Below are 19,942 nucleotides of genomic sequence, written 5' to 3' on the forward strand. Positions count from 1 at the left end.
TTTTGGGTCGATTCGACCCAAAATCATCGTGATCCAGGAGTTCTTCGATGACAGACGCACAGATCGGCCTTTCGGTCGCAACCCCCATCATCATCGTTTTCGCCCTAGTCCTCCACCGCATGGGCGTGTTGCAGCGCGCTGGCACGGTCTCGGCTGTTCTATTTTCGATCGCGATCGCCGTGGTGCTCTTTCTCGACCGCTAATGCATGTGTCCTAGGCCGCAGCCGATTTAAGGCTAAAACATGCAGCAATTCGACGCGCCACAGCATTCTTCGCGCGTCTGATCACCATACGCGACCGCAGCGTGGTTTTCTTCGCCGTCATCCCTGCGCTTGTCACAGGGATCCAGCAGCGCCGCGTCTGCGGCGCGGAAGAGTCTTTTCAGCCCAAGGACTTGGGCTGGCTGGATTCCTGTGACAAGCACAGGAATGAGGTCGGGACGGAAGCCGTGCCGTGCCGCAATCGGCGAGAGGCAGTACGCTGCTGTCCTGCACCGGGGCGTTCGATAAGACGGGCTGCGCTGCAGAGCAATCCGGGAAAATGCGTAACGGCTTTCCGTCCGGAGTGCGTCTTATCAATCCGGACTTGCGATATGTCAAAGAGACGAGCCGATTCGCCGGCTAGACGATTGCTCTAAGTGCAATAAACCGGAGTCCGGCCGATGGCTGGAAAAAAAAGATGCAACGAAGCCGCATGCTGGAGAAGGGCTCTGACGCGCTGTTGGAATTATGTGATCGGCTGGAGGCAATCGCCGACGCCTTGCCCAACGCAATCAATGTAACGCGCTACGAGCAGATCGCGGATACGCTTGTGCCGACGCTTGGCAGCCTGCACGAGCTGGAGGAACAAGTCCTCTTTTCTCAACTTCTCGCGCGAACGGATGGCCGAGACGTGACGGCGCTGATCGAACGTCTTCGCGAAGAGCATCAGCACGACGAGAGAGCTGCGGCCGATGTCGCTGAAGTGCTCCGCGAGCTCCTTCACGGTCGCTGCCGGCTTAGCTGGGACGCGATCGGCTATATGCTGCGCGCGCTCTTCGAGAGCCTCCGCCGCCACGTCGCGACCGAGCGCCTGCTGCTTTCCGAGAGCCGTCAGGGTGCCTGCCATGCGTGAATTTTTGCTGGCCTTCGCGGTCTTTCTTGCGCTGCACATGGTGCCCGCCATGCCGAAACTTCGCGAGCGGCTCATTCAGCGGCTGGGCCGAAAGAGTTATTTCGCCGGCTATTCGCTGCTGTCGATCGTAGCGCTCGTCTGGGTCTTCCACGCAGCTCTTACATTGGATTTCATACCGCTCTGGGACCCGGGGCCGTGGCAGGCCTGGGTCACGTTCGTGCTCGCACCCGTCGGCATCTTCCTCGTTCTTGCGGGCCTCTTCAGCGAGAACCCGCTTTCGATTTCGATCTTTCAGGGTACCGGCGGGACGGGCGCCATCGTCGGCATCACCCGCCATCCGGTGCTCTGGGGGTTCCTCCTCTGGGCGGCTGGACACGTCGTTCCGAACGGCGATCTTCGCTCGCTCGTGCTCTTCGGCGGCTTCGCGCTTTTTGCAGCGGGCGGTTTCCTGATGGTCGAGCGGCGCGCGCGCCGCCGCATTGGCGATGAATGGCCGAAGGTTGCCGCCGGCACATCGATCTTGCCCTTCGCCGCCATTCTCGGCGGCCGCGCCCGCTTCCGCCTGGATCCGGTCCTGGTGCTCTCGGCCTTTGCCACGGGCGCAATCACGCTCTGGCTGCTTGCCGGCGGCCACTACGCAATCTTCGGTGCCGATCCGCTGCTGCAAGCCTTCCTGTTGCTTTGAACCTGCCGCCGGGACGTTTTTCCTGACCCGGCTTTACCCCTGCCAGGCTTCTGCCATCGGCGCGATCGGCAGCGCCAAGAGATCGATGGCGCGCGCGGCGAGATGGTCGACGATCGCCTCGACGCTTGCCGGACGATGGTAAAATCCCGGCACCGGCGGCATGACGATCGCGCCCATTTCGGTAACGGCACACATGTTGCGCAGATGCCCAAGATGGAGCGGCGTTTCGCGCGTCATCAATACGAGCCGCCGGCGCTCCTTCAGATGCACATCGGCGGCTCTGACCAGAAGATTGTCGGCAAGTCCATTGGCGATCGCCGCGAGCGTGCGCATCGAACACGGTGAGACGATCATGCCGGCAGTTGGGAAGGATCCGCTGGCGATCGCCGCGCCGATGTCGTCGTGCTCGTAGATGCGGTCGGCCTTTTCGAACAAGCGCAACAGTGCGTCCGGTCCAACTTCGTGGCTCAATGTCCTGTGCGCCGCCGGCGACATGACCAGATGCATCTCGACTTCGTCGATCCACGCAAGCCGCTCGGCGATGCGCAGCGGGATCGCGGCTCCGGAAGCGCCGGTTACACCAACAACTATCCTCAACCTTCCAGTCATCGGCTGTCTCCCAGACCCAGCTCGGCCCACATCCGATCGACATCGGCCATCACCTCTGGTGACATGTCGAGCACCCTCCCCCATTCGCGGTCGGTCTCCGCGCCGATCTTGTTGGTCGCATCGAGCCCGAGCTTGCCACCGAGGCCGGAGCGCGGTGACGCGAAATCGAGATAGTCGATCGGCGTGTCGGCGATGATCGTGACGTCGCGGCTCGCGTCGAAGCGCGTGGAAAGCGCCCAGATAACATCCGACCAGTTGCGCACGTTGATGTCCGGGTCTACGACGATGATGAGCTTCACGTAGCTGAACTGCGGCAGCATCGACCAGAGCCCCATCATCAACCGCTTCGCCTGGCCCGGGTAACGCTTGTCGATCGCCACGACCATCGCCCGGTAGGAACAGGCCTCCGGCGGCAGCCACAAATCGACGATCTCCGGATACTGCTTCTTCACCAGCGGCACGAACAGAACGTTCATCGCTTCACCGAGACGCGACGGCTCGTCGGGCGGCCGGCCGGTATAGGTAGAGAGATAAATCGGATTCCGACGCATCGTGATCGCCGAGAGAGTCATGACCGGGAAGCGATCGACGGAATTGTAGTAACCGGTATGGTCGCCGTAGGGCCCCTCGTCGGCCGTCTCGGCTGCGGACACGGTGCCTTCGAGCACGATCTCCGCATTCGCCGGCACCGGCAACGGCACCGTGCGGCCTGTTACAACCGGTGTTCGACGCCGGCGAATGAGCCCTGAAAAATTGAGTTCGCTCAGCCCGTCCGGCAATGGCATCACCGACGCGAGGATAGTGGCCGGATCCGCTCCGATCGCGACCGCGACCGGCATGTCCCGGCCCTGTCTCTGCCAGAGGCGATGATGCCGCGCGCCACCGCGGTGGGGGAGCCAGCGAACGATCGCCCGGTCTCGACCCAGAACCTGCATGCGATAGATGCCGACGTTGATGTCGGTCGGATCGTCAGGCGCCATGGTGATGACCAGCGGCCAGGTGATGAGCGGTGCCGGCTCGCCCGGCCAGCACCACTGGATCGGCAGGCTCCCGAGATCGATCTCCGGACCGCTCCAGACGATCTCCTGGCACGGCGCCCGGCTATGATGCTTCGGCCGCATCGAGAGTGCGGACCGCAGCATCGGCAGTTTCTCCCAGGCGTCACGCAGCGATGCCGGCGCGCGGGGATCACGCAGCTCCGCGAGCTCCTCGGCAAAGAAAGGCAATCCGCCCGGCTCCAGGCCGAAGCCGCGCTCGATCCGCGCTTGCGCGCCGAACAGGTTGGCGAGCAGGGGAATCTCGTGCAGGCGCCCGGAAGCATCGACCGGCTTTTCGAACAACAAGGCTGGCCCGCCCGACGCAAGCACGCGCCTGTGGATCTCGGTCACTTCGTGGACGAGCGAAACGGGCCGCGAAATCCGCTTCAGCTCGCCATCGCGCTCAAGCGCCGAAGCAAAATCCTGAAGCGAGGCGAAGTGCTGAGGAGAGCGGAAGCCTTTGTTCATGCCCGCTTCTTTGTGCTCGTGATTTCCGCCTGTCTTTGATGTGGGACAAACACAAGGAACGGCTGCCGGCTAAACATTGGGAGAACATTCACACTGCACAGGCCCCATATGACCGTTTCCTCCGCGATGGCCGTTCCGCTCCGGCTCATCCCCATTCCCGCCATCGAGCGAGCGACAAGGCTCGTTTTTTCTCACGTCATGGCGCGCCATCCGGGCCTCTTCGACCGGTTGGGGGATTACGCCGACAAACGATATGGCTTCATCCCGTCCGACCTGCCGGTCGGCTTCCTGGTCGAACCTGCGAATGCCCGCATATCCGTGCACCGCAAGCCCGATCTGCCACCGACCGACGCTGCGGTCACAGGCGGCTTCGTCCTCCTGCTCGGGCTGCTCGAAGGTCGCCTCGATGGTGATGCGGTCTTCTTCTCGCGCGACCTGACGGTCATCGGCGACATGGAAGCCATGCTGGCGCTGCGCAATGCGCTCGACGACTGCAACATCGACCTGCCCTCAGACATCGGCAGCCTGGCGGGGCCTCTCGCACCGCTGGTGCGGCGCGCCGCCTCGGAAATTCGTAGCCGCGTCCTGCCCCGGGAGGCCGGCCAATGGAACTGATCTGCCCCGCCGGAACGCCGGCTGCCTTCCGCGAGGCCGTCGATGCCGGAGCCGATGCCGTCTATTGCGGTTTTCGCGACGAGACCAATGCCCGCAATTTCCCGGGACTGAACTTTTCCCGCGACGAGCTCAAGGCGGCGATCGCCTATGCCCGTCAGCACGGAGCGATGACCTTCGTCGCCATCAACACCTTCATGCGCGCCGGTCGCGAAAAGCTTTGGCACGAGGCGGTGGACGATGCCGTGCGCCTTGGCGCCGACGTGGTCATCCTCGCGGATTTCGGCCTGATGGCCTATACCGCCGAATGCTACCCCGAGCAGCGCTTGCACGTGTCGGTCCAGGCCTCCGCCGCCAATGCGGACGCCGTCAATTTCCTGGTCGAGACGTTCCGGGCAAAACGTGTCGTGCTGCCGCGCATTCTCACCATCCCCGACATCGCCCGCCTTGCAAAACAGATCCGATGCGAGATCGAGGTCTTCGTCTTCGGTGGGCTCTGCGTGATGGCGGAGGGGCGCTGCTCGCTCTCCTCCTACGCGACCGGCAAGTCGCCGAACATGAATGGTGTCTGTTCCCCAGCGAGCCATGTGCGCTACCGCGAGGATGGCCGCGAACTCGTCTCGGAACTCGGCGACTACACGATCAATCGCTTTCCCGCCGGCGAGGCAGCCGGCTATCCGACACTCTGCAAGGGGCGCTTCAACGTTGCCGACGAGCGCGGATACGCTTTCGAAGACCCCGTTTCGCTTGATGTCATGGACCACGTCGACCTGTTGCGCGAGGCTGGCGTCAGCGCGTTGAAGATCGAAGGACGCCAGCGCGGCAAGGCCTATGTCGCGGAGGTCGTCTCGGTGATGCGCCGCGCTCTCGCCGCGAATGCCGCCGAGCGGCCCGCCCTCATCTCGCGGCTACGGCTCCTGAGCGAAGGTCAGCGGACGACATCCGGTGCCTATGAAAAGCGTTGGAGGTAGATCATGACTGGCGCAACGCTTCCAAGCCTTAGCCTCGGCCCGGTCCTCTACTTGTGGGAAGGACCCAAATGGCGCGATTTCTATTTCCGTATCGCCGACGAAGCGCCGGTCGCGCATGTCGTCATCGGCGAGACGGTCTGCTCGAAACGGCTGCATTTCATCGAGCCGCATGTCGGCGAAGTGGTCGAGCGGCTGGAGCGCGCGGGCAAGAGCGTCAGCCTTGCCTCGCTGGCACTCGTCACGCTCGAACGCGAGGCCCAAGTCGTGCGGGCGCTGGTGCGCGACAGCACGCATCCGATCGAGGCTAATGACCTGTCGGCGCTCGGCCTGCTCGCCGGCAAGCCGCACTCCGTCGGCCCGTTGATCAACGTCTATAACGGCGCCACCGCGCGGCTGCTCGCCTCGCGCGGTGCGACGAGCATCTGCCTGCCACCCGAACTGCCGATGGCGTCCGTTCGCGATATCGTTCGCGATGCTCCCGGCGTGTCGTTCGAGATATTCGCGTTCGGGCGCGTGCCGCTCGCGATCTCGGCCCGCTGCGCGCACGCCCGGTCCAAAGGACTGGTCAAGGACAATTGTCAGTTCATCTGCGGCGACGACCCGGATGGATTGGTGGTCGAAACACTCGACCGCCAGCCCTTTCTCGCCCTGAACGGTGTACAGACCGTGTCGCACACATGCCAGGCACTGATCCAGGAACTGCCGGAATTGGCCGCGGCCGGCATTTCGCGGATCCGGCTTTCGCCTCAAGACTGCGACATGGTCGCGGTCGCCCGGGTCTTCGACGATGCGATCGCCGGCAGGTCTCTCCCCGCCGATGCCATCGCCCGTCTTCAAAATGCCTATGCCGGCGCACGGTTTTCGAACGGCTTCCATTACGGCCAGCAAGGCGCCGCCTGGATCGCAGACCACGCATCAACTTAGAGCAAGATGAGGCAAAGTATGTGTGCGGTTTTCGGCCCGCACCTCGCTCTAACTTATTTGGAGTCGTTCCATGGCACATGAGTTCGATGTTCTCGGGAATGAGACCGCGGAAGACGAAAATCTCGCAACCGTCATCAGCCAGATCCGCCGGCTAATCGACGGCGCCTCGCTCGAATGCGGCTGCCGCGCACGCGTCGACGACTTGCTGCTTCGTTTCGAAAGTCTGACGGCCAGGCAACGCGAAAAGCGGATGCTCGACCAGGCCCGGCGCCAACGGCGACGCATCGCGGTGATCATGGAACTTCTTCACGAACTCGACGAGATCGGTTATGACGACGCCGACCGAAGCGTGCTGGTGGAAGCGCGGCTGCTTTTCGATGACATTGCAGAGGCCGCACGCCAGGGGGCTCGCCTGCTCGATGTCGCCTCCGCCTTGCCGAGATCGAAGGCGGGTGTGCGATGATGAGGCACGGACCTATGGGATCGAGCCTGCTGCATGTGTCCTTAAATCGCAGCCGATTTAAGGACAAAAACATGCAGCAAATCAAAGTGCTACGGTGTCCTTTGCGCTTCTGATAAGCGCGCGGCGCTGTAGTCGCGCGCGATCTGGAGACGGCGAATGAATCTTCCATTGCGTATTCTTTGCCTGTGCCTTGGCTGGCTGATGGTCGCATTCGCCGTCGCCGGCGTGTTCCTGCCCGTGCTGCCCACCACACCTTTCCTGCTTCTGGCGGCGGGCCTGTTCGCCCGCGCGTCTCCTCGGCTTGAACGCTGGCTCATCGAGCATCCCGTCTTCGGTCCCTCGCTGCGCCTGTGGCGAGAAAAGGGCGCGATCGCGATGAGGGCGAAGTTCAGCGCCGTCGCCTTGATGGCCGCGAGCTACGGTCTCTTCTGTCTGTTCAGCAGGCCGAATGCCGCGCTTGCGGCCCTCGTCGCGGCCGTGATGGTGCTTCCGGTCGCCTTCATCCTCACGCGCCCGAGCAATTGACCGCCGATAGAAGGCGTCAGAAGTTGCTGGCGTGGAGCTCCCTCATCGCCTTCCTGAGTTCGTCGATCGGGGTCAAGCTGCTGGTGCTTTGGCCTTCCAGTTCCGGCGGCATCTTCCAGCCCGGATCGATGCCTTCCATGTTCGGCAGCTCGTGCGCGATGCCCTTGTGGCAATCGATGCAGGTTGCCCGGCCGGGAAGCAGATAGCGAGTATGGATCGCCGCCGCCCGTTGCGTCTGCTTCTGCAGATCCATGGCGATAGACGAATGGCAGTTGCGGCATTCGAGACTGTCGTTTGCCTTCAGCCGCGCCCATTCATGCTGCGCGAGCTCCAGCCGGTGCTCGAGGAATTTCGGCCGGGTGTTGATCGTTCCGAAGATCTTGCCCCAGACCTCCTTCGACGCCTGCATCTTGCGGGCGATCTTGTCCGTCCAGTCATGGGGCACGTGGCAGTCCGGACAGGTGGCCCTGACGCCGGAGCGGTTGGAGAAATGGATCGTCCGCGTCAGCTCCTGATAGACGTTGTCGCGCATCTCGTGGCAGGAGGTGCAGAAGGTCTCGGTGTTGGTAAGCTCGAGCGCGGTGTTGAAGGCGCCCCAGAATATCACACCGCCGACGAAGCCGCCAAGTGTCAGAAAGCCGAGGCTCAGTGTTCCTGCCGGCGTGCTGACGAGGTGCCACGCCCAGAGGACGAGTTTCCGGATCCATCCCATGGCGTCACTCGCTTCCCGCCGGCTTGACGCCCAGCTCGCTCATGTCCTTGAAAGTGTTATCGACGAGCGGCCTGACATCGGCCTGGGGCACGTGGCAGGCGGTGCAGAAATAGCGCCGCGGCGACACGTCCGCGAGCATCTGCCCATCCCGCGTCAGATAATGGGTGACGCTGATCATCGGAGCCCCGGAATCCTGAGTGAATTCACGCTTGTGGCAGGAGAGGCAGCGATTGGTGTTGACCGACAGCTGATAGCCTTCGATCGAATGCGGGATCACCGGCGGCTGATCGGGATACGCCCGCATCTTGCGGACGTCGTCGACCACCCATTTCGGTATCGGTTCGGCTCCCGGTTCGTCCATCGATTGCGGCGGCCCGGAAAGTTCCGGCACCATCTGGGCGATGGCCGCGGTGCTCACGAACAGCACCGCAAGCAGCGCTCCGAGCATCCATGCTGGGCTTCTCATCATGCGGCAGAGACGATCTTGACTGCGCATTTCTTGAAATCCGTCTGTTTGGAGATGGGATCGGTAGCGTCCAGCGTTACCTTGTTGATGAGCTTGCTGGCGTCGAACCACGGAACGAAGATCACGCCGGGAGGCATGCGGTTGCGGCCGCGTGTCTCGACGCGGGCACGGATTTCGCCGCGCCGGGAAACGATCCTGACCTCGCCACCCTGGTTGAGGCCGCGCTTGCGGGCATCGTCCGCGTTCACGAAGCAAACCGCGCCGGGGAAGGCCCGATAGAGCTCCGGCACCCGCATCGTCATCGATCCAGAATGCCAGTGTTCGAGCACGCGACCGGTAACCAGCCAGATATCGTATTCGTCATCGGGCTCTTCGGCCGGAGGCTCGTAGGGAACGGCAAGGATCACCGCCCTGCCGTCCGGGCGGCCGTAGAACTTCACGCCCTCGCCCGGCTTCACATAGGGGTCATAGCCTTCCCGGTAGCGCCAAAGCGTCTCCTTCCCGTCGACGACGGGCCAGCGCAGGCCGCGCTCCTCGTGGTAGCGGTCATAAGGGGCGAGGTCATGCCCATGCCCGCGCCCGAAGGTGGCATATTCCTCGAAAAGGCCCTTCTGGATATAGAAGCCGAAGGCCTCCGCCTCGTTGTTGGCATAGTCGCCGTTGACCTCGCTTAAGGGGAAGCGATCCACCGCACCATTCTTGAACAGGACGTCGTGCAGCGTCTTGCCGCGATAGGACGGATTGGCGTCAAGGATTTCCGCCGGCCAGACCTCGTCGGTCGTGAAGCGCTTGGAGAATTCGACCATCTGCCACAGGTCCGAACGCGCCTCGGCCGGCGCCTGGACGAGCTGGTGCCAGACATGGGTGCGGCGTTCGGCATTGCCATAGGCTCCTTCCTTCTCCACCCACATGGCGGCCGGCAGGATAAGGTCTGCGCTCATGGCGGTAATCGTCGGATAGACATCGGAAACGACGATGAAGTTGTCGGGGTTGCGGTAGCCCTGGTAAGTCTCGTTGCTGGTGTTGGGCGCCGCCTGGACGTTGTTGTTGACCTGCACCCAATAGAAATTGAGCTTGCCGTCCTTCAGCATGCGGTCCTGCTCGACGGCATGATAGCCCGGTTTTTCCGGGATGATCCCGTGCGGTATCCGCCAGATCTCTTCGGCATGCTCGCGATGTTCCGGATTGGTGACGGTCATGTCGGCCGGCAGGCGATGGGCAAAGGTGCCGACCTCGCGCGCGGTGCCGCAGGCGGATGGTTGCCCGGTCAGCGAGAACGGGCTGTTGCCCGGCTCCGAAATCTTCCCCGTCAAGAGATGGAGGTTGTAGACCATCTGGTTGACCCAGACGCCGCGCACATGCTGGTTGAACCCCATGGTCCAGAGCGACATTACCTTGCGCTTGGGGTCGGCATAGAGTTCGGCCAGTTGTTCCAGGAAGGCTGCGTCGACGCCGGTGAGTTCAGCGGTCTTGTCGAGCGTGTATTCCGAAACGAATGTCTTGAACTCTTCGAAATTGCTCGGCGTCATCTTGGCGGCATCCTTGGCATTCACCGCCTTGACCTCCAGGGGATTATCAGGCCTCAAGCCGTAGCCGATATCGGTCGCGCCGACCATGAAGGTCGTGTGCTTCTCGACGAACTCCTGGTTGACGCGCCCGGTCTGGATGATGTGGTTGGCGATGTAGTTCAGGATCGCGAGGTCGGTGCCCGGCTTGAAGACGATCGGGATGTCGGCGAGGTCCATGCTGCGGTGGGTGAAGGTCGAGAGCACCGCGACCCGCACATGCGGATGGCCCAACCGCCTGTCTGCGAGCCGGGTCCAGAGTATCGGATGCATCTCCGCCATGTTGGAGCCCCAAAGCACGAAGGCGTCGGCGTGCTCGAAGTCGTCGTAGCACCCCATCGGCTCGTCCATGCCGAAGGTGCGCATGAAGGCGTAGGCGGCCGATGCCATGCAATGGCGGGCATTGGGATCGAGGTTGTTGGAGCGGAAGCCGGCGCGCATCAGCTTCGTCGCCGCATAGCCCTCGAAGATCGTCCACTGCCCGGAGCCGAACATGCCGACAGCCGTCGGGCCCTTCTCCTTCAAGACCCTCTTCGCCTGCTCCGCCATCACGTCAAAGGCTTCGTCCCAGCTCACCGGCTCGAACTCGCCGTCCTTGGCGTAGGCGCCGTTTCGCTTGCGCATGAGCGGTGTCTTCAACCGGTCGGCGCCGTACATGATCTTCGACAGGAAATAGCCCTTGATGCAGTTCAGGCCGCGATTGACCTCCGCCTGCATGTCGCCATGGGTGGCGACCACCTGCCCTTCCTTCACGCCCACCATCACGCCGCAACCGGTGCCGCAGAAGCGGCATGGCGCCTTCGACCACTTGATCTCCAGCGCGCTTACGCCACCGGGTACGGGTTGCGCGGCGGCGGGCAGCGCGATGCCCGCCGTTGCCGCCGCTATGCCGGCCGCGTGGGCCTTGAGGATGTCACGCCGCGTCAGTTCGTCGGTCATTGCCGATCGTCTCCTCTTTCTCGACATGCTCGAACACCATGTTGGCGGCGACCACGCCTTCGAGCGTGGAAATCCGCGACAGGCACTCGCCGAGCACGCCCGTACTCGTTCCTTCGATGACCACCACGATCTTGCCGCCCTGGTGGCCGTAAACCTCGACATTGTTCATTCGGGAAAGCGCCGCGAGGACCTGCTCCTCCATCGCCGGAACGGCGACAATAACGGCGCTCGAGACATGATATTCGGCTGGTTTTTCCCTCGATCTTTCAGGCATGGGCGCCCTCCCGGTTCCGTGCGGCGACCTGGACGGCGCCGACCGGGCAGATGCCGACGCAGGCGCCGCAGCCGCTGCAGGCATTTTCGTTCACGATTGGCAGGAAAGGCCCGCCGGTGCGGGGCTGAAAGCGGATCGCCTCCTCCGGACAACTGTCGCGGCAGGACTGGCAGGCGACGTTGTTCTTCGCCAGGCAATGATCGGCGATCGCCGCCACATGCGCAAAGCGCGTCACATCCGCCGATTGAAAGACCGGCTCCGGACAGGCGCGCCGGCAATCACCGCAGAAGGTGCATTCGCCGACTGAAAAATCGAGCGACGGTCGGTCGGCGGCAAGGCTGATGATACGTGGTGGACATGCGTCGACGCAGCGGCCGCAACCGGTGCAGGCGGCGAGGCTCTCGAGCGTCACGCCCGGCGGACAGATCCGTTCGGGCTCGGATGCGCCGCGTCCGAACAGGAGGTTTCGTCTGGAGATCGTCGTAACCGCCATGACGCACCTCAATGCGGCGCCGGTGGCGGACCCGGCGGTCCGAAGACGATCTGAAACATCCAGACGATGAAGCCATAGCCGCCGACGACGGCGACGGCGAGCAGCGGCCAGATGCCGAAGGCCAGCACCAGAAAGGTCAGAAGTTCACGCCGCCGGGACTGCGGCCTTGGCGTTGTCATCTGCTGTGGAGATAGCTCTGACACATTATATCTCCCCGTTGATCCGACCCATGCGCATAGTAACGATCCCAGACGGGAAAGAAAGAAGAATAAACTAAACTCTTCTTCTCAGGTATAAAAATAACATCTGTCAATTCAACGGGATATTTACCCGGGCAATTAGAGGACCTCTCCTGTCCGAGAAAGAACCTGTAGTACTTTATGCTTTCCTAAAGCACTAAATACTGCAACGCTTGCGGGCGAAGGTTGCGCCCTTCGGCGGCGCAGGATCAGGGCGCAAGACCGGTGCGGCTTTCGGCGGCACCGGCCTTGCCGGGCGGTATCTCTATTGCGCCAGCGCCGCGAATGCCGCGTCCAGGCGCTCCTGCGCCTTCTTCGGGTTCTTCGCCCCTCTCGCCGCGTCGAGGTTGGCCGGGTTCTCGCCGACCTGCACGACGCCGACCATGCCCATGCCGTAGTGCGGCGTGCACTTCACGCCATAGACGCCCGGAGTGGTGAACGTGACCTTGTAGTTCTCGTTGACCTTGCTCTTCAGCGCTTCGGCGCCGTCCGGCAGCATGCCCTTGATCGTCTCGACATTGTGGCCCTTGTCGGTCGGAACGAAGGTCACGGTATCGCCGGCGGCGACCTTCAGCGAAGCCGGTTCGAAGACCATCACGCCGTCCTTGCCCTTGTTGAGCATGTGCACTTCGAAATCTGCCGCAAGCGCGGGCGTGGTGGCCAGCATTGCCAGCGCGGCGAGGCCAAGGCTCTTCTTCATCATAGTCAGCATTTCATCTTCTCCGTTGAACCGCCAAGCCCTTGCCTGGAGTTGTCTCCCCGGAAATAGGCCGACGCCAGCCTGCCGACTTTGACGCGCGTCAAACAACGCGAAAGATGATGGTCGACCGCCTCTCCGCTCATGCATACGAACTCGACCGTGATTTCCACGTCATCGCGCCGGCCTTCCGACTCCCGCCGCCGAAGACCGTTGACAGGTTACGTCTATCGGATTAAGACTGACGAAATTCGAAAATCGTCACTCGTAATTCGTGAGATGAAATGAGCGAACTCGCAGATACCGGCGTCGACGCAGCCAGACAGGAAAACGTGACGCGGATCCTCGACTCCGCCGAGCGGCTGTTCCGCCATTACGGCTACAGCAAGACGAACGTGGCCGACATCGCCCGCGACCTCGAAATGTCGCCGGCGAATATCTACCGCTTCTTCGCCTCCAAGACCGAGATCCACCAGGCGATCTGCGGCCGCATGCTCGCCGCCAGCTACCAACAGGCCTACGAGATTTCACACCTTCCCTTGAGCGCTTCCGAGCGGTTGCGCCGTTACGTGCACAGCCAGCACAAGATGACGGTCGAAACCATGCTCGACGAGCAGAAGGTCCACGAGATGGTGGTCGTCGCGATCGAGCGGGATTGGCACGTCATCGAGAAACATATCGACCGCCTGCACGAACTCGTGGCGGACATCATCCGTGACGGGATCGCGTCTGGCGAATTCGCCGATCAGGACGCGGATGCCGCCGCCCGGTGTTTCGGCGCCAGCACCGTTACGCTCTGTCATCCGCAAATGGTGGCCCAGTGCCTCGCGAAGCAAAATCGCGCGACACCCGACGAACTGATCGAATACGTGATCAGGGCGCTGCAGAAATAATAGAGCCGCATGGCGGCAGACAGGAATCAGGAGTGCCAGCGATGTTTTCACCCAAGGCCTTCGGAATGAGCATCCCGGTCGCTGCCAAGTTCGCGGCCGCGCTTGTCATCGCCGCCGCCCTCTCGGCCTGCTCGGAAGAGAAGGTCGAGACCAAGGAGGTTATCCGGCCCGTCAAGGTCGTCGAGGTTGCCGGCGGCGGCAGTGTGCGTGAACTCGACTATTCCGGGTCGGTGAAGGCACGCACGGAGATGAACCTCGGCTTTCGCGTCAACGGCAAGATCACCGAACGGCTCGTCAATATCGGCGACCGGGTGAAGCCGGGCGATCTGCTTGCCCGCGTCGATCCGACCGATTACCAGCTTGCCGTGAAGAGCGCCGAGGCAACTCTCGCCGCCGCCGAAAAGCAGGTGGAAACGACGGCGCTGACCAGGACGCGGGCTGAGCAGCTCTTCACCAAGGAGTTCTCGTCCAAGGCCCAGCTCGATCAGGCGGCGCTTCTCTACGATCAGGCGGTCTCCACACGGGATGCTGCCGCCTCGTCGCTCGACCAGGCGAAGAACCAGGTTACCTACACGGATCTGAAATCCGACCAGAACGGTATCGTCACCGCGATCAACGCCGATATCGGCCAGGTCGTCGGCACCGGCACACCGGTCGTGACCGTCGCCGTGGATGGCGAGAAGGAAGTGCAGATCGCCGTGCCCGAGATGGATATCTCCGAGTTCAAGCCGGGCAAGACGGTCAAGGCGCGTTTCTGGTCGGATGACGCGCTCGTGCTCGACGGCAAGGTGCGCGAGGTGTCCGGCAGCGCGGACCAGCAGTCGCGGACTTTTTCCGTGCGCGTCAGCCTGCCGACCGACCCGCGCGTGCTGCTCGGCATGACAGCGACGATCGAGGCGGTAGCCAATGCGCAGCCGTCGGTTTCCATCCCCTTGAGCGCGCTTGCCGAAAAGGACGGCCGGAAGGTCGTCTGGGTGGTTGATCGTGACAGCTCGACGGTGCATGCGCGCGACGTCAAGCTCGCCGAATTCACCGGCGATGGCGTTCGCGTCGCCGAAGGGCTTGAGCAGGGCGATCTCGTCGTTGCCGCCGGCACGCAATTCATGACGGAAGACCTGAAAGTGAAGCTGCCGGCAGCCGAACAGCAGGCAGCTCTCACCGAAACCGGCGAAGTCCTTCGCTAACTCCCATTGATCGACAGAACGGAACCACGCCATGCACGCCTCCACTGAGGACAGGAAACCGTTCAACCTCTCCCGTTGGGCGATCGGCCACCCGAGCATCGCGCGCTTCCTTTTCGCGCTGATCATCATCACCGGTGCGCTCGGCCTCGTACGCATGGGCCAGCGCGAAGATCCGGAATTCACCTTCCGCGTCATGGTTATCCAGGCCGTCTGGCCGGGTGCATCCATCGAGGAGATGCAGGACCAGGTCGTCAACAAGATCGAACGAAAACTCCAGGAAACGCCACATCTCGATTTCGTCCGCTCCTACACGCGGGCCGGCAGCGCCATCATCACGCTGCAGGTCGAAGGCGACACCAATGCCGAAGAGGTGGCCGACGCATTCTATCAGGTGCGCAAGAAAGTCGGCGACATCGACAACGAGCTGCCGGAGGGCCTGCTCGGCCCCTATTTCAACGACGAGTTCGGCGACACCTTCATCACGCTCCATTCGATCAGCGGCGACGGCTACAGCTATCCCGAGCTGAAGAAGTTCGCGATCCAGGGTCGCGACATGCTCCTGACCACGCCCGGCGTCGAAAAGGTGTCGATCATCGGTGACCAGCCGGAGAAGATCTATATCGACGTATCCTCCAAGGCGCTCGCGGAACGCGGGCTGACGCTCAATGATCTGCGCAGCGCGATTGTCGGACAGAACAATGTTGATCTCGCCGGCTCCGTCGATACCGGCACGCGATCCGTCCGCATTTCCGTCGAAGGGGGAGTCGACCGGGCGGAGGACATCCGCGCGTTGAGACTGCGTGCGGGAGATCAGGTCATCCGGCTCGGCGATATCGCCAGTGTTACCTCGGGACTGGAGGACCCCTTCCAGCGCAAATACCGCTTCAACGGCCACGACAGCGTCCAGATCGGCGTGGTCATGGCGAAAGGCTTCAATGTCACCGACGTCGGCAAGGCGGTGGAAGCGACCTATGACCGCTTCGAATCCGCGCTTCCCTACGGCGTGTCGGTCGACCAGATCGCCAACCAGCCGGAGGTCGTGACCGACGCGATTACCGAGTTCATGCATGCCCTCGGGGAGGCGTTGATCATCGTTCTCGTCGTCTCCTTCCTGTCGATCGGCTGGCGTTCGGGCCTGGTGATCGCGATCGCCATCCCGCTGGTGCTCGCCGCCACCTTCGCGATCATGTACGAACTCGGCATCGACCTGCAGCGCATCTCGCTTGGTGCCCTGATCATCGCGCTCGGCCTGCTCGTCGACGACGCGATGATCGTCGTCGAGATGATGGAGCGCAAGCTCGAGGAAGGCCTCGTGAAGATCGAGGCGGCGAGCTTCGCCTATTCCTCGACCGCCTTCCCGATGCTGACCGGCACACTCATCACGACCGCCGGCTTCATCCCCGTCGGTTTCGCGGAATCGACCGCGGGCGAATATGTGCGCTCGCTCTTTTATGTCGTCGGCATCGCGTTGGTTGTCTCCTGGTTCGTAGCCGTCTATTTCACGCCCTGGCTCGGCTACATGATCCTGAAGCAGCGCCATCATGCCGGCAGCCACCACGACGTCTTCGACACGCGCTTCTATCGCCGCCTGCGCGCGACCGTCGGCTGGGCCGTGCGCCACAAGGTCATCGTGCTCGTCATGACACTCGCGACCTTCGTCGGCAGCCTCTGGGCGTTCCAGTTCATCCCGAAGAACTTCTTCCCGCAGTCCTCGCGGCCGGAAATCCTCGTCGATCTGTGGCTGCCGGAAGGTACCAGCATCAAGGAGGTCGAGAAGCAGGCCAAGGCGCTCGAAGCGCAGATGATGGACGACGAGGACAAGCGCTTCATCGCCACCTATATCGGCGAAGGCGCGCCGCGCTTCTTCCTGCCGCTCGACCAGCAGCTCCGCAACCCGAACTTCGCCCAGCTCCTTGTCATGGCGAAGGACGAGCCGGCCCGCGAGCGGCTGATCACAAAGCTGCGCACGGTCATTGCCGAAGACTTCCCGTCGATCCGCGCCAAGGTCGACCGGCTCTTCCTGGGGCCACCGACCGGCTGGCCCGTGCAGTTGCGCGTGATAGGCCCGGACCGCGCCGAAGTGCGCCGCATCGCTGACCAGGTAAAGGCGAAGTTCAACGAAAACCCGCTGCTCGGCGCCGTTCACGACGACTGGCTGGAGCCGGTGCCGGCGATGAAGCTGGTGATCGACCAGGACCGCGCCCGGGCGCTGGGCGTCACCTCGCAGCGCATCCGCCAGATGCTGCAGGCGTCGATGTCCGGCGTGCCGCTCGACAATTTCCGCGATGGCGAGGAAACGGTCTCGATCGTCGCACGCGAACCGGACGGCAATCGCCAACTGCTTTCGGCCGTCAACTCGGTCTATGTCCCGACCGACTTCGGCGGCTTCGTGCCCGTCTCGCAGGTCTCCAAGGTCGTTCCGGTCATGGAACAGGGCATCGAATGGCGGCGCGATCGCCTGCCGACGATCACGGTCCGCGCGACGCTCCCCGACGGCGTGCAGTCGAACGACGTGACGATGAAGCTCTATGACGAGCTCAAGGGACTTCGGGACGGCCTTGCACCCGGCTACAAGGTCGAGATCCAGGGCGGTGCCGAAGACAGCGCCGAAAGCCAGGCCTCCATCGCCGCGAAGGCGCCGATCATGCTGCTGGTCATCGTCATCCTCCTGATGGCGCAGCTCCAGCACTTCGGCAAGTCGATGCTGGTGCTCGCGACCGGTCCGCTCGGCATCATCGGTGCTGCCGCCGCGCTGCTCATCAGCGGCGCACCCTTCGGCTTCGTCGCCATTCTCGGCGTCATCGCGCTGCTCGGCATCATCATCCGCAACTCGATCATCCTCGTCGATCAGATCGATCAGGACATCGCGGCCGGCATGGAGCGCTCGGAAGCCATCATCGGCGCGGCGGTCCGCCGCTTCCGGCCGATCATGCTTACCGCGCTGACAGCGGTGCTGGCGCTGATCCCGATCTCGCGCGGTGTGTTCTGGGGTCCGCTCGCCTATGCCATGATGGGCGGCATCCTGGTCGCGACCGTCTTGACGATCCTGGTGCTGCCAGCCGGCTACGCGCTGTTCTTCGGCAAGGAGCCGAAGGCGCGGAAAGTGGAGCCGGAAGCCGCCGACGAGCGTACCGAAGACGATGATGAGGAAGAGCGCTATACCGCGCCGATCGCGGCAGAGTAAGCTCCGCCGCGATCATTCTTGATGCGCCAGCCGGAAGAAGAGGCCGGCTGGCATATTTCATCCTCGATCAGCCGAGGTGGTGCCGTTCCTGAAGGCCATAGACCGGCGTCGCAATGCCCTCGCAGCGGGCCTTCAGCTGCAATGAAAGATACTGCGAATAATGCCGCGACTGATGCAGGTTGCCGCCGTGGAACCAGAGCGCCTCCTGCTGCGTCGGCTTCCACATGTTGCGCTGCTCGCCCTCCCACGGACCGGGGTCCTTCGGCGTCTCGGAACCGAGGCCCCAGACCTTGCCGACCTTGTCGGCGACCTCCTTCGAGATGAGATCCGCCGCCCAGCCGTTCATCGAGCCATAGCCGGTGGCGTAAACGACGAGATCGGCCGGAAGCTCGGTGCCGTCCTTCAAGACGACGGCATCTTCCGTCAGGTGGCTGACATCGGAGCCCGATTTCAGCTTGATGCTGCCGTCGATGACGAGATCGCAGGCGCCGACGTCGATGTAATAGCCGGACCCGCGGCGCAGATATTTCATGAACAGGCCGGACCCGTCGGCCCCCCAGTCGAGCATGAAGCCGGCCTTTTCCAGATCCGCATAGAACTTGGCGTCGCGCTCGCGCATCTTCTCGTAAAGCGGAATCTGGAACTCGTGCATGATCCGGTAGGGAAGCGAGGCGAAGATCAGATCTGCCTTGCGCGTCGTCATGCCGGCGGCAACCGCCCGTTCGGAATAGAGGTCTCCGAGGCCGATATCCATCAGCGTGTCGGAGCGCACGATGTGCGTCGACGAACGCTGCACCATCGTCACATCGGCACCGCCTTCCCAAAGCGCCGCGCAGATATCATGCGCGGAATTGTTGGAGCCGATGACCACCACCTTCTTGTCGCGATAGGCGTCCGGACCCGGATGCTGTGAGGAATGCTGCTGTTCGCCTTTGAATACGTCCTGACCTTTCAGCTTCGGGATGTTCGGCTTGCCCGACATGCCGGTCGCGAGAACGAGCTGCTTCGGCCGAAGCACGACTTGCTCCCCGTTGCGCTCGACGACGACCGTCCACTCCTTCGCCTCCTCGTCGTACTCAGCCGATTTGCAGTTGGTCGAGCTCCAGTAGTTGAGCTCCATCACCTTGGTATACATTTCCAGCCAGTCGCCGATCTTGTCCTTCGGCGCGAAGACCGGCCAGTTCTCCGGGAAGGGGATATAGGGCAGGTGGTCGTACCAGACCGGGTCGTGCAGGCAGAGAGACTTGTAGCGCTTGCGCCAGCTATCGCCCGGGTGTTCGTTCTTCTCGATGATGATTGTCGGCACGTTCAACTGGCGCAGACGCGCGCCAAGCGCGATGCCGCCCTGCCCGCCGCCGATGATGACGACATAGGGCTGGGTCTCGTAGCCGAGTTCGGCCGCCTCGCCTTCGCGCTTTTCCTTCCACGTCTTGCGGTTGGGATCATGACCGTGCTCGGCGCCGAGCGGCCGCCTGAAGCCCTTCGGCTCCTCGTGCCCCTTGAGCTCCGTCATCGTGGTGAGAAGCGTCCAGATCAGGCCGTTCTTCAGCCGCATGTGGCCGTAGCCGCGCGCCACCTCCGTCTCGAATTCAAACCATCCTTCGCTCACGCCGTCCCCGCCGCTCGCCTGTTCCTTCTCGTCCTGCCGGAACAGTGCCGGTTTCACCGCCGCGAGCTGGCTCGTCAGCATGTCGCGGACCTGGTCCCGGCCCTCCATCGTTCTGATGTTCCAGGTAAACGCGACGAGGTCGCGCCAGTAGCAATCCGCCTGGAACAGATTGACGGCGGCCTCGATATCGCCCTGTTCGAGCGCCCTGCCGAGCTTGGCAAGCGTGTTGTCGATGCGGGTGTTGGGACTTTCTTCAAGCATGAGATCTCCTCCTTTTTCG

21 protein-coding genes are annotated in these 19,942 nt (G+C 62.8%); 11 read left to right on the forward strand and 10 right to left on the reverse strand.

Going from position 1 to position 19,942, the window contains the following annotated elements; translation table 11 throughout:
- The first annotated feature begins 47 nt into the window (after positions 1-47).
- The 3 genes from ILFOPFJJ_RS17840 to ILFOPFJJ_RS17850 all read left to right on the forward strand — a co-directional run bounded on the left by ILFOPFJJ_RS17840 (position 48) and on the right by ILFOPFJJ_RS17850 (position 1,798).
- Positions 48-203 (forward strand): hypothetical protein, encoded by a 156-nt coding sequence (locus tag ILFOPFJJ_RS17840; RefSeq protein ID WP_153439984.1) that lies wholly within the window; start codon positions 48-50, stop codon positions 201-203.
- A gap of 475 nt (positions 204-678) precedes the next feature.
- On the forward strand, positions 679-1,113 hold the full coding sequence (locus ILFOPFJJ_RS17845) for a hemerythrin domain-containing protein (RefSeq protein WP_173511902.1): 435 nt from the start codon (positions 679-681) through the stop codon (positions 1,111-1,113).
- Positions 1,106-1,798 carry an NnrU family protein gene (locus ILFOPFJJ_RS17850; RefSeq protein WP_173511903.1) on the forward strand — a complete coding sequence of 231 codons (693 nt, stop codon included), beginning with the start codon at positions 1,106-1,108 and terminating at the stop codon, positions 1,796-1,798. The genes ILFOPFJJ_RS17845 and ILFOPFJJ_RS17850 overlap by 8 nt, the downstream gene beginning before the upstream one ends.
- Positions 1,799-1,831: 33 nt before the next feature.
- On the opposite strand, the gene ILFOPFJJ_RS17855 is transcribed toward ILFOPFJJ_RS17850, so the two are convergent.
- Positions 1,832-2,407 (reverse strand): UbiX family flavin prenyltransferase, encoded by a 576-nt coding sequence (locus ILFOPFJJ_RS17855; protein ID WP_173511904.1) that lies wholly within the window; start codon positions 2,405-2,407, stop codon positions 1,832-1,834.
- Positions 2,404-3,912, reverse strand: a complete 1,509-nt coding sequence (locus ILFOPFJJ_RS17860) for a UbiD family decarboxylase (RefSeq protein WP_173511905.1) — start codon at positions 3,910-3,912, stop codon at positions 2,404-2,406. Before ILFOPFJJ_RS17860 ends, ILFOPFJJ_RS17855 begins: the two co-directional genes overlap by 4 nt.
- Before the next feature lie 108 nt (positions 3,913-4,020).
- Between ILFOPFJJ_RS17860 and ubiT the strand changes: the two genes are divergently transcribed.
- From ubiT to ILFOPFJJ_RS17885, 5 genes are all read left to right on the forward strand, one after another.
- Complete coding sequence (ubiT, locus tag ILFOPFJJ_RS17865) at positions 4,021-4,527, forward strand: ubiquinone anaerobic biosynthesis accessory factor UbiT (protein ID WP_173511906.1); 507 nt, start codon at positions 4,021-4,023, stop codon at positions 4,525-4,527.
- A complete protein-coding gene (gene ubiU / locus ILFOPFJJ_RS17870; protein ID WP_173511907.1) occupies positions 4,518-5,495 on the forward strand; it encodes a ubiquinone anaerobic biosynthesis protein UbiU in 978 nt (325 codons plus the stop codon). Before ubiT ends, ubiU begins: the two co-directional genes overlap by 10 nt.
- On the forward strand, positions 5,496-6,419 hold the full coding sequence (ubiV, locus tag ILFOPFJJ_RS17875; RefSeq protein ID WP_173512485.1) for a ubiquinone anaerobic biosynthesis protein UbiV: 924 nt from the start codon (positions 5,496-5,498) through the stop codon (positions 6,417-6,419).
- A gap of 70 nt (positions 6,420-6,489) precedes the next feature.
- On the forward strand, positions 6,490-6,882 hold the full coding sequence (locus ILFOPFJJ_RS17880; protein ID WP_173511908.1) for a hypothetical protein: 393 nt from the start codon (positions 6,490-6,492) through the stop codon (positions 6,880-6,882).
- Between the two features lie 168 nt (positions 6,883-7,050).
- Positions 7,051-7,407 (forward strand): YbaN family protein, encoded by a 357-nt coding sequence (locus tag ILFOPFJJ_RS17885; RefSeq protein WP_173512486.1) that lies wholly within the window; start codon positions 7,051-7,053, stop codon positions 7,405-7,407.
- Between the two features lie 16 nt (positions 7,408-7,423).
- Here the strand turns inward: ILFOPFJJ_RS17885 and ILFOPFJJ_RS17890 are convergent, their stop codons facing one another.
- The 7 genes from ILFOPFJJ_RS17890 to ILFOPFJJ_RS17920 all read right to left on the reverse strand — a co-directional run bounded on the left by ILFOPFJJ_RS17890 (position 7,424) and on the right by ILFOPFJJ_RS17920 (position 12,798).
- Positions 7,424-8,119 (reverse strand): NapC/NirT family cytochrome c, encoded by a 696-nt coding sequence (locus tag ILFOPFJJ_RS17890; protein ID WP_173511909.1) that lies wholly within the window; start codon positions 8,117-8,119, stop codon positions 7,424-7,426.
- A gap of 4 nt (positions 8,120-8,123) precedes the next feature.
- The gene (locus ILFOPFJJ_RS17895; RefSeq protein ID WP_173511910.1) at positions 8,124-8,615 is read right to left on the reverse strand and encodes a nitrate reductase cytochrome c-type subunit; all 492 of its coding nucleotides are present in this window, start codon (positions 8,613-8,615) and stop codon (positions 8,124-8,126) included.
- Positions 8,585-11,089 carry a periplasmic nitrate reductase subunit alpha gene (gene napA, locus ILFOPFJJ_RS17900; protein ID WP_173511911.1) on the reverse strand — a complete coding sequence of 835 codons (2,505 nt, stop codon included), beginning with the start codon at positions 11,087-11,089 and terminating at the stop codon, positions 8,585-8,587. The genes ILFOPFJJ_RS17895 and napA overlap by 31 nt, the downstream gene beginning before the upstream one ends.
- Positions 11,064-11,363: a chaperone NapD gene (locus ILFOPFJJ_RS17905; RefSeq protein ID WP_173511912.1), complete on the reverse strand. Its 300-nt coding sequence runs from the start codon at positions 11,361-11,363 to the stop codon at positions 11,064-11,066. Before ILFOPFJJ_RS17905 ends, napA begins: the two co-directional genes overlap by 26 nt.
- The gene (locus ILFOPFJJ_RS17910) at positions 11,356-11,856 is read right to left on the reverse strand and encodes a ferredoxin-type protein NapF (RefSeq protein ID WP_173511913.1); all 501 of its coding nucleotides are present in this window, start codon (positions 11,854-11,856) and stop codon (positions 11,356-11,358) included. The genes ILFOPFJJ_RS17905 and ILFOPFJJ_RS17910 overlap by 8 nt, the downstream gene beginning before the upstream one ends.
- Before the next feature lie 8 nt (positions 11,857-11,864).
- Entirely contained in the window at positions 11,865-12,035 is a 171-nt protein-coding gene (gene napE, locus ILFOPFJJ_RS17915; protein WP_173512487.1) for a periplasmic nitrate reductase, NapE protein, read from the reverse strand.
- 325 nt (positions 12,036-12,360) lie between these two features.
- A complete protein-coding gene (locus ILFOPFJJ_RS17920; protein ID WP_173512488.1) occupies positions 12,361-12,798 on the reverse strand; it encodes a pseudoazurin in 438 nt (145 codons plus the stop codon).
- A gap of 278 nt (positions 12,799-13,076) precedes the next feature.
- Here ILFOPFJJ_RS17920 and ILFOPFJJ_RS17925 point away from each other — a divergent pair, with 278 nt between their 5' ends.
- The 3 genes from ILFOPFJJ_RS17925 (at position 13,077) to ILFOPFJJ_RS17935 (ending at position 18,053) form a co-directional block, all read left to right on the forward strand.
- Complete coding sequence (locus tag ILFOPFJJ_RS17925) at positions 13,077-13,685, forward strand: TetR/AcrR family transcriptional regulator (RefSeq protein ID WP_173511914.1); 609 nt, start codon at positions 13,077-13,079, stop codon at positions 13,683-13,685.
- A gap of 65 nt (positions 13,686-13,750) precedes the next feature.
- Positions 13,751-14,869 (forward strand): efflux RND transporter periplasmic adaptor subunit, encoded by a 1,119-nt coding sequence (locus ILFOPFJJ_RS17930; RefSeq protein ID WP_246299710.1) that lies wholly within the window; start codon positions 13,751-13,753, stop codon positions 14,867-14,869.
- A gap of 31 nt (positions 14,870-14,900) precedes the next feature.
- Positions 14,901-18,053, forward strand: a complete 3,153-nt coding sequence (locus tag ILFOPFJJ_RS17935; protein WP_173511916.1) for an efflux RND transporter permease subunit — start codon at positions 14,901-14,903, stop codon at positions 18,051-18,053.
- A 67-nt stretch (positions 18,054-18,120) separates the two neighbouring features.
- Here the strand turns inward: ILFOPFJJ_RS17935 and ILFOPFJJ_RS17940 are convergent, their stop codons facing one another.
- Positions 18,121-19,923: an NAD(P)/FAD-dependent oxidoreductase gene (locus tag ILFOPFJJ_RS17940; RefSeq protein ID WP_173511917.1), complete on the reverse strand. Its 1,803-nt coding sequence runs from the start codon at positions 19,921-19,923 to the stop codon at positions 18,121-18,123.
- Between the last annotated feature and the right edge of the window lie 19 nt (positions 19,924-19,942).

The organism is Sinorhizobium psoraleae (genome assembly GCF_013283645.1).
GTDB classification, from domain to species: Bacteria; Pseudomonadota; Alphaproteobacteria; order Rhizobiales; family Rhizobiaceae; genus Sinorhizobium; species Sinorhizobium psoraleae.